The organism is Thermosulfurimonas sp. (genome assembly GCF_015491435.1).
GTDB lineage: Bacteria > Desulfobacterota > Thermodesulfobacteria > Thermodesulfobacteriales > Thermodesulfobacteriaceae > Thermosulfurimonas_A.
This window is the reverse complement of record NZ_WFVX01000164.1, coordinates 19,833-32,156: the sequence shown is the minus strand read 5'-3', so window position 1 is coordinate 32,156 and position 12,324 is coordinate 19,833. Positions and strand designations below refer to the sequence as shown.

The 12,324-nt window shown below is 57.1% G+C and carries 11 protein-coding genes; all 11 read left to right on the top strand.

Annotation, left to right across the window (positions count from 1 at the left end):
* Nucleotides 1-1,340: NapC/NirT family cytochrome c (locus F8J34_RS07470; RefSeq protein ID WP_297057839.1), on the top strand; the 1,340-nt coding region annotated here is incomplete at its 5' end.
* Nucleotides 1,341-1,549: 209 nt separating this feature from the next.
* On the top strand, nt 1,550-2,710 hold the full coding sequence (nrfD, locus tag F8J34_RS07465) for an NrfD/PsrC family molybdoenzyme membrane anchor subunit (RefSeq protein ID WP_297057836.1): 1,161 nt from the start codon (nt 1,550-1,552) through the stop codon (nt 2,708-2,710).
* A gap of 30 nt (nt 2,711-2,740) precedes the next feature.
* On the top strand, nt 2,741-3,502 hold the full coding sequence (locus tag F8J34_RS07460; protein ID WP_297057834.1) for a 4Fe-4S dicluster domain-containing protein: 762 nt from the start codon (nt 2,741-2,743) through the stop codon (nt 3,500-3,502).
* Between the two features lie 23 nt (nt 3,503-3,525).
* Nucleotides 3,526-3,942: a cytochrome c3 family protein gene (locus F8J34_RS07455; RefSeq protein WP_297057831.1), complete on the top strand. Its 417-nt coding sequence runs from the start codon at nt 3,526-3,528 to the stop codon at nt 3,940-3,942.
* Between the two features lie 73 nt (nt 3,943-4,015).
* On the top strand, nt 4,016-4,495 hold the full coding sequence (locus F8J34_RS07450; RefSeq protein ID WP_297057829.1) for an FKBP-type peptidyl-prolyl cis-trans isomerase: 480 nt from the start codon (nt 4,016-4,018) through the stop codon (nt 4,493-4,495).
* Nucleotides 4,492-5,715 carry a cofactor-independent phosphoglycerate mutase gene (locus F8J34_RS07445; protein ID WP_297057827.1) on the top strand — a complete coding sequence of 408 codons (1,224 nt, stop codon included), beginning with the start codon at nt 4,492-4,494 and terminating at the stop codon, nt 5,713-5,715. The genes F8J34_RS07450 and F8J34_RS07445 overlap by 4 nt, the downstream gene beginning before the upstream one ends.
* 5 nt (nt 5,716-5,720) lie before the next feature.
* Nucleotides 5,721-7,337: an L-aspartate oxidase gene (gene nadB / locus F8J34_RS07440; RefSeq protein WP_297057825.1), complete on the top strand. Its 1,617-nt coding sequence runs from the start codon at nt 5,721-5,723 to the stop codon at nt 7,335-7,337.
* Nucleotides 7,327-8,037, top strand: a complete 711-nt coding sequence (locus tag F8J34_RS07435) for a YggS family pyridoxal phosphate-dependent enzyme (protein WP_297057824.1) — start codon at nt 7,327-7,329, stop codon at nt 8,035-8,037. The genes nadB and F8J34_RS07435 overlap by 11 nt, the downstream gene beginning before the upstream one ends.
* Nucleotides 8,030-10,318, top strand: coding sequence for a ComEC/Rec2 family competence protein (locus F8J34_RS07430; protein WP_297057821.1), 2,289 nt, complete (start codon nt 8,030-8,032; stop codon nt 10,316-10,318). The genes F8J34_RS07435 and F8J34_RS07430 overlap by 8 nt, the downstream gene beginning before the upstream one ends.
* Nucleotides 10,290-10,712: an archease gene (locus F8J34_RS07425; RefSeq protein ID WP_297057818.1), complete on the top strand. Its 423-nt coding sequence runs from the start codon at nt 10,290-10,292 to the stop codon at nt 10,710-10,712. Before F8J34_RS07430 ends, F8J34_RS07425 begins: the two co-directional genes overlap by 29 nt.
* Entirely contained in the window at nt 10,709-12,250 is a 1,542-nt protein-coding gene (locus tag F8J34_RS07420; RefSeq protein WP_297057816.1) for an ASKHA domain-containing protein, read from the top strand. Before F8J34_RS07425 ends, F8J34_RS07420 begins: the two co-directional genes overlap by 4 nt.
* The last annotated feature ends 74 nt before the right edge of the window (nt 12,251-12,324 follow it).

Genomic DNA, 12,324 nt, shown 5'->3' with positions numbered 1-12,324 from the left:
TACTTATATTGACGGTTCCTCCTCTAACCATTTTCTCTTTTGTAGATAATATTTACCATGTAGAATCGCCGGCCTGGCAGCAGTTTTTCTATCTGGGTTTGTTTCCTTTGATGATTTTTGGTCTGGCCCTTTTCTGTGTAGGCATTTTTATCTCCAGGCAGGGCTTTTTTTCTAGAGAGGTTATAAGCGATCTGGTCCAGAAGGCGGATAAGGCCAAGGTCCTCAAGGAGACGGCCTTTATCACCTCGGTGGTCCTCACCATTGTGCTTGTCTGCATGGGGGCCATCGTTTACAGTGCTTATCACTACACCGAGTCGGTAAACTTTTGCGGAAAACTGTGTCATCGGGTAATGACCCCGGAATATACCGCCTACACCTACTCTCCCCACGCCCATGTAAAGTGTGTGGAATGTCATATCGGTCCCGGAGCCAGCTGGTTCGTGAAGTCCAAGCTGAGCGGCTTAAAGGAGGTGGTGGAATACGTAAGCAAGACCTATCCGCGTCCCATCCCCACCCCCCTGCACAAACTCCGTCCGGCCCGGGAGACCTGCGAGGAATGTCACCGTCCGGAATACTTCATCGGGGACAAACTGGTCATCAAGGAAAAATATTCTCCGGATAAGAAGAACACCCGGCTCTATACCGTACTTCTCATGAAGATAGGAACCGGTGGTATGTGGGCCAAAAAACCCCACGGTATCCACTGGCACGTTTCTCCGGACGTGGAGATCTTTTACAAATATACGGACGAAAAACGCCAGCATATCGTGGAGGTCACCAAGATAGAAAACGGCCATAAGACCGTTTTCAAACGATCCGGAGAAAAGATCGAGGGCAAAGAGGTCCGCGTGCGCCGGATGGACTGTATAGACTGCCACAATCGTCCCACCCACATCTTCTATTCTCCTGAAGAGGCCCTGGATCTGGAGTTCCTAAAGGGGCGTATCCCCACCGATCTACCCTATATTAAAAAGGTGGCTCTCGAGGCCATCACCCAGAAGTACCACTCCCGTAAAGAGGCCCGGGTGAAAATCGCTCAGTATATCCGGGCCTTCTATCAGAAAAACTACCCCCGTCTCCTTAAGGACAAGACCCAGGAGATCAATCAGGCCATCCAGGGAGCTACCGACGCCTACATGCGCAACGTCTTCCCGCAGATGAATATCTCCTGGAACACCTATCCCAATTTCCTCTCCCATACCGGATGCTGGCGCTGTCACAACGAAGAGTTTGAGAACAGCGAGGGCGAGACTATTACCCAGGATTGCACCCTCTGCCACAATATTCTGGCTGAGGATGAAGAAAATCCGGAAATTTTAGAAACTCTTTTAGGACAATAAGTGTAATCGTCGATATTCGGGGGGCGATAGAGATATCGCCCCCTATTCTTTAAAAAATTCATTGGTAAATCCTTTTTTTCACCCCATATCCCACCAATCCCTAGTCTTCCCCTCCTATTCAATTTGACCTGGACTAAAAAATTCTGCTAAAACCTATATTGCGTGTGCATTTTTGGAAGTATTAATTTCCAAGGATAAAGGAGGGTTTTATGGTGGCGACACAGGGTGCAGTGAAGAATTCAAAGATCGTAGGGTTATTTGTGGTCTCCCTGATTCTATTGGTTATAGGTCTGGGAGCAGGGATTCGATCCTTTGTAGTGGGGCACATGGAGGCCTACGGAGTGACCCGGGAGATCCCCTGGGGAGTCCTGATCTCCACCTATGTGTTCTGGGTGGTGACCTCCACGGGGCTCTGCCTTACCTCCTCCATCGGGCACGTTTTCGGGTATAAGCCCATGGAGCCGGTGGCCAGTCGAAGCATTTTTCTGGCCATCTGTACCATTCTGGCCGGCTTCTTTGCCATCGGTATGGAACTGGAAAACCCCTGGCGGTTGCCCATCTGGAATTCTCTTTCCCCGAACCTGCGCTCCAATATCTGGTGGATGGGAACCCTCTACGGGGCCTACCTCTTTTTTATGCTGATCGAGTTCGGGCTTATCCGGCTGCATCGGCACAAACAGGCCGCCCTGGCCGGGCTTCTGGGGGTCATCGCCGGAGTAGCCGCCCACAGTAACCTGGGTGCGGTCTTCGGGTTACTGCATGCCCACGAATTCTGGTACGGTCCGTATATGCCCATCTACTTTATTGCCTCGGCCATGATGAGCGGGGCCGCGGCCATCATCTTTTTCACCTGGTTTGCCTATCGTTTCTCCGGCCGCGAGATGGACGAATCCACCGTCAAGGCCCTTCAGGTCACGGGAAAGGTCTATGCCCTGCTCACCGCGGTGGTCATCTTCTTTACCGTGTGGAAGATCATCGCCAGTCTGGCCGGCAAACCCCACGGTAAATGGGAAACCATCATGGCCTTCCTCAAGGGCCCCTTCGCCTTCAATTTCTGGGTTTTTGAGGTCTTCCTGGGGCTGGTTCTTCCCTTCCTGGTGGTGGTGGGGGTCCGGGCCCGGGATATCAACGCCATGGCTCTGGTCTCGGGGCTGGCCCTGCTGGCCATCTTCGTAATGCGTTACGACCTGGTTATAGGCGGGCAGATCGTACCCCACTATGCGGGAATGCATATCTATGGCCTTCCCGAGTACTATCACTATACCCCTTCCCTTTCCGAGTGGCTGGTGGTGCTGGGGAGTCTAGGACTTTTCGGAGCCCTCTTTCTCTGGGGGGAGATGGCCTTTGATGGACATAAACCTATTCATTAATAATTTTAGATAACTTAAGGAGGTGAGGCCATGTTTAAAGGCTTTGCAGATTGGGTAAAGAGCTTGAAGAACGAGGGCGTTGAACATATCGCCAGCGAGGAAAGAAGGGCCTTCCTGAAACTGGGCCTGGTAATTACAGGGGTGTATGCCGGAGGCAAGCTCCTTTCGGTGGTATCCCGGGTGCGCGAGGTGTATGCGGATATTCCGGAGTATGTGGATAAATATCCGTACAAACCCCACTACAGCATGGTCCTGCGTACGGATCGGTGCATAGATTGTCAGCTCTGCATGGAGGCCTGCCGCAAGACCAATCATGTTCCCCCCTACGGCTGGCGCACCAGGATCCTGGAGCAACATCTGCCCAGCGGAGAGGGGCAATGGACCCGACGTTTCATGCCCATTCTCTGCAACCATTGTAACGAACCCCCCTGTGTGCGGGCCTGCCCCACCAGGGCCACCTATAAGGATCCGGAAACCGGTATCGTGAAAGTAAATCTCAGGAAGTGTATCGGGTGTAAGACCTGTATGGCTGCCTGTCCCTATGATATGCGCTACTTTAACGAGGAAAAACGGGCCATTGATAAATGTGACTTCTGCTGGGAGTCCCGGCTGTCGAAGGGCAAGTTCCCCACGGCCTGTGCCAAGGCCTGTCCGGCGGGAGTGCGTATCTTCGGAGATCTGGCCGATCCCAACAGCAGGGTCTATCAGTTGGTGCACGATCCCTACCGGGCCATCTGGGTTCTGAGGCCGTCCATGGGAGCTCGTCCCAATGTGTTTTACACCATTAATTAAAAACCCTTAAGGAGGTACCGGTCATGAAAAGAAATATATTGTTACTCCTAGTTATCTTTGTAGGAATCGGTTTTCTGCTGCATGCCTGGCCTTCCTTCAGTCAGGAGGGTGAGGAAGAGGCGGGGTATCCCACCTATCCTATAATCTTTACCAAACCCCTGAAAGCGGTGCTCTTCGATCACAAGGTGCACGTGGAAAAAGCCGGGCTTTCCTGTGAGGATTGTCACGAGGATATCTTCAAGATGGAGGCCGGAAGCACGCAACAAAACGAGGATTTCAACATGGACTCCCTTTACAAGGGCAAATACTGTGGGGTCTGTCATAACGGAGAGATGGCCTTTGCCTCCAACACCCGCTGTGCCAGCTGTCATATCGGGGTGATGGGGTACGAACGTCTCCTCAAAAAACAACACTCCTCTGAATCCTCTTCGGAACACTGAAACTTAAGCAAGACTTGCCTCTCCGGATATTAACGATTATCTTCCCCCTCGAAAGAGGGGGATTTTTATCTTTATGGCTATAGAAAAGGGAGATCGGGTCACCTTTCGGTATCAGGTCTTTGCCGAGGGCGGTCTGGTTGACGCCTCGGAAAAACCGGTCCATATTCGAGTGGGGGAGGGTCGATTCCCCCCTTCGGTGGAAAGGGCTTTTCTAGGGCGAGAGAAAGGAGCCCGATTCTCGGTATGGGTACCCCCTGAGGAACACTATGGCCGCTACGATCCTAAAAAGGTGCGTTTTTTGCCCAGCGAAAAAATTCCCTCTCAGGTTCGTATCGGGGAGACCGTTCTGGTTCAGGATGAATTTGGAGTCCTTCATCCGGCCCGGCTGGCCCGCAGGGACCGAAATATCGCGGTGGTGGATCTAAATCACCCTCTGGCCGGAAAATATCTGCGCTTCGATATAGAGATCCTGGAGGTAGAAAAGGAGGAGGTGCGTCCGGAGGTTCAGCATTCGGAGGTTGCGGAGCCTTCCGAGGAAAGGAGGGAGTTATGAAGTACATCGTACTGGTGGGTGATGGAATGGGGGATTTTCCCCTCAAAGAACTGGAGCGACGTACACCGCTTGAGGTGGCCACCACCCCCGGGCTCGATTTTCTGGCTGAACACGGGGAGATAGGTCTGGTGCAGACCATTCCTCAGGGGCTTCCCCCGGGAAGTGACGTGGCTAATATGAGTCTCCTGGGTTATCCACCGGAAAAGAAATATACCGGTCGAGGGCCCATCGAGGCCGCCAGTCTAGGGATACCCATGCGGCCGGAGGACGTGGCCTTTCGTTGCAATCTGGTAACCCTGAAAAAGCGGGGGCCTCAGCTGGTAATGGAGGATTACAGTGCCGGCCACATCTCTACCGAGGAGGCCCGGATCCTTATCGAGGATATAAATCGAGAACTGGCCACGGACAAGCTGGAACTCTTTTGCGGAAAAAGTTATCGTCATATCCTTCTCTGGCGCGGGGGGCCGGAGGGGCTTCGCACGGTGCCTCCGCACGATCTTCTGGGGAAAAACGTTTACCATGCCTGGCAGGTCTATCGCGAGGAGCCCCTTTTGAGGGACTTCCTGGTGAAGGCCATCCGGATCCTGGAGAAGCATCCCCTGAATCGCAAGCGGATCGAAGAGGGGAAACCCCCGGCCAATGCCCTCTGGCCCTGGGGCCAGGGGCGTCTTCCCCAGCTGGAGCCCTTTGAGGAGAAGTGGGGGCTTTCCGGAGGGGTGGTGGCAGCGGTGGATCTCATCAAGGGGCTGGGGCGCCTGGCCGGTTTGAAGATCATTGAGGTGGAAGGGGCCACCGGATGGATAGATACCAATTATGAGGGAAAGGCCCTGGCGGCCATGGAAGCCCTGAACGAGGCGGACTTTGTTTTTGTGCACGTGGAGGCCCCGGATGAGGCCTCCCACCAGGGCTCCATAGAGTTGAAAATCAAGGCCATTCAGGACTTCGATCGTTATGTGGTGCGCACGGTGATAGAGGAAGCCGCGGCCCGGTTTCAGGAATACCGCATTCTAGCGGTCACCGATCATCTTACCCCTATTCCCCTGCGTACCCATTCCTCCAAGCCGGTCCCCTTCGTTATCTTTGATTCCCGAGACCCCTCCCGCCGCCGCCAGGAGGGCTTTTCGGAAGCCACAGCCCAGAAGGCCGGTCTCTTCCTCCCGGACGGTCAGGCCTTGATGAGCCGGTTCCTGGAACGGGAGCCCCGGTTGCCTCAGGAGTAAGGGAGATGCTCAGTACGGATTTCCTGATCATCGGTTCAGGGATCGCCGGACTCAGTCTGGCTCTTAAGCTGTCTGAACTGGGAGAGGTATGGGTGATCACCAAAAAGAAGGCCGCCGAGGGAGCTACCTCCCTGGCCCAGGGGGGGATAGCCTGCGTCATGTCCGAAGACGACTCCTTTGATCTCCATATTGAGGATACCCTCCGGGCCGGAGATGGATTGTGTCGAAGAGAAACCGTGGAGCTGGTGGTGCGCCAGGCCCCGGAACGGATAAGAGAACTCATGGCCTGGGGGGTGGAATTTTCCCGGGACCCTCGGGACCCCTCCCGCTTCGATCTGGGACTGGAGGGAGGGCATTCCCGACGGCGGATCCTGCATGTGGAGGATCATACCGGGAGGGAGATCGAGAAGGTGCTTCTGGCCCGGGTTCGGGAAAGGCCCCAGATCAGGCTTCTGGAAGGACACCTGGCTGTGGATCTTATCACCCTGGGAAAGCTCAAAAGAGATTACACCGGAAATCGGGTGGTGGGGGCCTATGTTCAGGAATGGACCAGCGGATGTATCGAGGCCATCCGGGCGCGCATGGTAATCCTGGCCACCGGAGGGGCCGGCAAGGTGTATCTCTATACCAGCAATCCGGATACAGCCACCGGGGATGGCATTGCCCTGGCGGTAAGGGCCGGGGCCCGGGCCACCAATCTGGAATTTGTTCAATTTCACCCCACCTGTCTCTATCACCCGCGGGCCAAAAATTTCCTCCTTTCCGAGGCCTTAAGGGGCGAGGGGGCCCGCCTCCTGGACCCTCAGGGGCGACCCTTTATGCATCGCTATCATCCCGACGGCGAACTCGCCCCCCGGGACATCGTGGCCCGGGCCATCGATATGGAACTCAAACGCAGCGGAGCCGACCACGTGTGGCTGGATATCTCCCACCGTCCGGCGGAGTTCATCAAAAAGAGATTCCCCTACCTTTACGAAACCTGCCTGCGTTTCGGCTACGACCTTACCCGCGAACCCGTACCGGTGGTCCCGGCGGCCCATTATCTCTGCGGAGGGGTTTATACCAATCTTTTGGCCGAAACGGATATCCCCGGCCTTTTCGCCGTGGGGGAATGCGCCTGTACCGGTCTTCACGGAGCCAACCGTCTGGCCTCGAATTCGCTGCTCGAGGCCCTGGTTTTTGCTCACCAGGCCTATCTGCGTATTCGGGATCTCTGGCCGGAATGGCGGAAACTGCCTCTGGTGGAGGTACCGGAATGGGATCCGGGGGGAGCGGTGGATATGGAGGAACGGGTCCTCATTTCCCATAACTGGGATGCCATTCGTCGCCTCATGTGGAATTATGTGGGTATTGTGCGCAGCCTGGATCGTCTGGAACTGGCCCGCCGGCGCCTGGCCTTTATCGCCAGAGAGATAGAAGACCACTACTGGCGTTACATCCTCACCCCGGAATTCGTGGAGCTGCGCAATCTCTGCCAGGTGGCCCGGTTGATCGTGGCCTCAGCCCTCTCCCGCCGGGAATCCAGAGGGACGCATTATCTGCGCGATTTTCCCCACAAAGACCCCGCCCTGGCCCGTGAAATTTCGGTTTCCCGGGAGGTACTGGTAAATTATGAACTCTGAGAGCGTGGCCCGCAGGCTGGCCCTTATCCGGGAACGGGTGGCCGAGGCTGCCCTGCGTAAGGGGCGCCGCCCGGAAGAGATAAAGATCCTGGGGGCCTCCAAAGCCCAGCCCCCGGAAAAGATCCGGGAGGCCGTGGAAGCCGGTCTTGAGATCCTGGGAGAAAATTATGTCCAGGAGGCGGAAAGGAAAAAAGCCCTCCTTTCCGATCTTCCGGTTTCCTGGCACCTTATCGGCTATCTCCAGAAGAACAAGGCCCGCAAAGCCCTGCAGCTTTTCGATCTCATCCAGACCGTGGATCGACCGGAAATCGCCCAGCGCCTATCCCGTCTGGCCCAGGAGATGGGACGCACCCTGCCCGTCTTCATCGAGGTCAACGTGGGCGGAGAGGAAACCAAGGCCGGAATCCTCCCGGAGAAAGTCCCCGATCTGGTCCGCTTGATAAAGGATCTGCCTGCCCTCGACCTGCAGGGTCTGATGACCATTCCCCCCTATTCCCCTGACCCGGAAGATTCTCGAAAATTTTTCCGTAAATTACGAGAGTTAAAAGAACAAGTTGAAGATTTTTATGAACTGAAGCATCCTCTGGAGCTATCCATGGGTATGAGTCACGATTACGAGGTAGCGGTAGAGGAAGGGGCCACGCTGGTCAGGATCGGAACCGCGCTTTTCGGGCCGCGTCCTCCCAAGGGTGGTGCCTGAAGGTCCTCTAAAAAAAGCGGCCCTGGGGCTCTCTCTGGGATTGCTTCTTTCCTTCTGGGGAGTATCCCTTCCGCTGCGGATCCTTCTGAGCGGGCTCGGATTCCTCGGGGGGCCGACCACCGGAGTGTTTGCCCTGGGGGGAATGTTCTACGGAGCGTGGTTTCGGCAGAGCCGGAACCGCCCTTTCCCCTCGGGCAGGATAAGCGGAAGGATTGTGGGCCGGAGCACGGGAACCTCCGGGGTGGTCCTGCGGGTAAAACTGGATTCAGGGGCGCGGGGAGAGATCCTTTCCCGGACCCGGATCCCGGAATGTACGACGGGGTCCGGTTTTGAGGCCCTGGTGCGTCCCGCCTCCGGACACCTCAACCCCTTCGGGCCTCCGCTCCGGATGGTCCTTCTCACCCGGGGGCTTTCCTTTCGGGCTTACCTTCGAGGAAACCGGATCCTCTGTTTTCCCTCCCGGGGAGGCTTTTTGGAGAGCCTGCGGGACCGACTGGACTTCTTTTCCGGGGGCCTTTCCCCTCCGGCCCGGGGACTTTTCCGGGCCCTGATCCTGGGAGAAAAGACGGATCTTCCCGGGGATCTGGAGGACCGGATACGGGAACTGGGAATCTATCACTTCCTGGCCGTATCCGGCTTCCATCTGGGGCTTCTTTACGGATTTCTTTTCTGGGGGGCTCGCTTTCTGTGGCCCCGGATCTTTCCCCGTTCGGGGCTTCCGGCCCAGGTTCCCGCCGCCTGGGTGGGGCTTGCGGGGGCCTTCCTTTACGCCCTGCTTTCCGGCCTTTCGCCCTCAACACAACGGGCCTTGCTCATGCTCCTTCTCTATACCCTGGCCCGGAGTCTCTTTCGCCGGGTCTCCGGTCCGGATCTCCTGGCCGGAGCCGTACTGCTGGCCCTGCTCTGGAAACCTTACTGGATCCTTCATCCCTCCTTCCGTCTCTCGGTGATGGCGGTGATCGGGGTCCTTCTGGGGCACCGCTGGAGTCGAAAAATGAAGATCGAAAACCGCCCGGTCCGGTTCCTGCTGGAGGGGTTTTTGATCTCCCTGGGGGCCTGGCTCTTTACCCTGCCCTTCGTTCTGTGGTATTTCGGAAGGGCCGCCTGGACCGGCCCTCTGAATACCCTTATCTTCTCGCCCCTGTGGTGCCTGGTCATCATCTCCGGAGAGATGCTGGCCGCCCTGGGGAGTTTCCTCAGTCCCGAAAAGGCCGCCCATCTGGCCGAAACTCTGGCCGGAATCCTGGAATACGCCCTGCGGTTCCCTCTCCCCTGCCCTTCCCTTCTTCCTCCCTTTCCGGTGGGGATGCTGGTTCTAGCTCTAGGATTTTTGCTCGCAGGAGGCCTCCTTTATCGCGACCGCAGGGGCGTGGCCGGGGTTCTTGCGGCCGGGGCGTTGGGGCTTTTCCTGCTGGGCTGGATGGCCCGGGAGAGACTTTTCTGGATGGTAGCCCTGGATCTGGGAAAGGCCAACGCGGTGGCGGTCCATCTCCCCGGAAACCGCAATCTGCTTTTCGATGCTGGAGCACGTTTCGGAAGCGTGGATCTGGGAAAGTACCTCCTGGTTCCGGCGCTGGAAAAGATGGGCCTTCACCGCCTGGACCTGGTGGTGCTATCCCACCCGGACCTGGATCATGCCGGGGGAGTTCCGGCCCTGAAAAGGGCCCTTCTGGTGAAAAAGATCCTCTCCGGAAGCTTTCGCCGGGCTTCCTGGGAAAGGGTATCCCCGGGGTTCTCCCCTCTTTCTCTGCGCTCCTTTACCCGGGAAAGGGTCGGAGAGGCTGAAGTATGGCTTTTTCCGGGGCGGCCTCGGCCTCCGGAGAGGTTGGAAAACCGGGAGGGACTGGTCGGGTATCTGGAATTCCGGGGTCTCAGCCTCTTCTTTCCCGGAGATATCGACCGCACCCGTCTCCGGCGAATGGAAAGAGTTCTTGCGACCCTGCCTGCCGAGATCCTGATCCTTCCCCATCACGGGGCCCGAAACGGTTTTCTGCCCTCAGCCTGGAAGGCCCTTAAACCCCGGGTGGCTCTGGCCCTGGCCCGGGGAAGACATCATCCTCATCCTGAGGTCCGAGGGTGGCTTAAAAGGGAAAAAATCCCCCTCTATATAACCGGCCAGCAGGGAGCAATCTTCGTCTTTCTTAAAGGAAAAGAATTTCTGGTCTGTACCATGGAGGACCTCACCGGAGGACTTCCTAAAACCCTTCTCTGGCCTTATATTCCTTATGTAATTTCCGGAGGATGTCATTCCTATGCCCTTCATACCTTACGAGACCTTTGAACACGGAGCAGACATCGGGGTGCGGGGGTACGGACGCACCCTGGAGGAGGCCTTTGCCAACGGGGCCAAGGCCCTGTTTTCGCTGATAGTGGAAAATTTTGAAGAAATAACCCCTGAAAAAGATCTTCCGGTGGAGGTGGAGGCCGAACTCCTGGACGAACTCTTTGTGCTCTGGCTAAACCGCCTCCTAACCCTGGCGGACCTTGAGGGGATGGTCTTTCGGGAATTCAGGGTAAAGATTTCCGGAAACAGGCTTGAGGCTCGGGCCCTGGGGGAGGGGCTGGATCCGGACAAACATCGTCTCGGAGTGGAGGTCAAAGGGGCCACCTTTACCCTGGCCCGGGTGGCCCGGGAGGGGGAGTTCTGGGTAGCTCAGTGTGTGGTGGACGTATGAAGCCCGCGGTGGAGATCCTGGATCTGGAACTTCCCGAGCCCTCGCTGAACGATCAGCGCTCTGATGAGAGACGTCTGCGTGAAGGTCTGAAGGAACGTCTCGGGGCCGAGGTAGAGATTCCCCTGGAGGTGCTGCGCGAACTCCCGGAGATCCTGCGGAGGGCGGATTTTCGGGTGAGGGCCATCCTGGGGCGCACCGGTGAGGGCTTCCGGGTGCTGGAGGTGCGCACCCCGGAGGAAAAGGCCCCGGTCCTGGGGTTGGGCATAGACCTGGGAAGCACCGGGGTGGCCCTTTATCTGGTGGATTTTGAAAACCGCAGGGTGGTAGGCAAGAGGGGCTTTCGGAACCCGCAGATTCCCTTCGGAGAGGACATCCTCACCCGCCTTCACCACGCCTCCCGGCAGGAGGGGCTGGCCGAACTCCGCGCGGTAACCCTGGAGGCCCTGGACCGGGAGATTCGTGCCCTGGTGGGCGCAGAAAACGTATCCCGGATATATTATGTGGCCTTCTGCGGCAATACCACCATGACCCACTTCTTTCTGGGGCTTCCCACCCGCTGGCTTTACCGGGAACCTTACATTCCGGCTGCCAACTGGGTGGATCCCTTAAGGCTTTCCGAGGTGGGACTCCCCGGAGCCCGAGAGGGGCTTATCTTCGTTTTTCCCTCCGGCGGGAGCTATTTCGGAGGGGACCTCATCTCCGGGCTCCTTTTTGCCGGGCTCCATCGTCAGGAAGGCCTGGGGCTCTTCGTGGATGTGGGGACCAATGCCGAGATCGTGCTGGGGAACCGGGAATTTCTTCTGGCCTGCGCCGGAGCCGCCGGGCCCGCGCTGGAGGGAGGAGTTCTCTCCTGCGGGTTACAGGCCCGGGAGGGAGCCATCGAGCGTATTCGTATTCGAGACCATCGCATCGAGTACCAAACCATAGGCAACGTTCCCCCCATCGGGATCTGCGGTTCCGGAACCATCGAACTCCTGGCGGAGCTCTTCCTGAGCGGGCTCATTAATCCCCAGGGAATCTTTCAGGTGGAAAGATGGCCGGAGCGTTTTCGAGAGATAGAGGGGGAAATGGCCTTTGTGGTGGCGGAACCGGAGGAGACCGGCCACGGAAAACCTATTTACATCACCCAGGGAGAGGTCAAGAATCTCATCCGCTCCAAGGGAGCCATGTACACCATGCTTACGGTGATCTGTCAGAGCCTGGGGGTGGATTTCCAGGATCTGGAGAGTTTCATGGTGGCCGGAAGCTTCGGAAGTCGCATCGATCCCGAGGCGGCCATCACCGTGGGGATGCTCCCGGATCTTCCCCGGGAACGTTTCCGGGTCCTGGGAAACGCCGCAGGGGAAGGGACGGTGCACTTCCTTTTGCGCGGAAGTTTCGAGGAGGTGCGGGACATCCTCTCCCGGCTTACCTATCTGGAGATGAACGTGGAAAATCGTTTCATGCAACTCCTTACCGGAAGCCTCTTCCTCCCGCATACCAATCTGGATCTTTTCCCCAGTGTGCGAAAAAAGCTCTCCCTGCGGCGGGGGCGTTGACAGAAGCACATCTTCTTCCTACCTTGTTTCTGGAACGGAAATCCGGTCCAAATTTCAGGTACCTTCGGAATCCC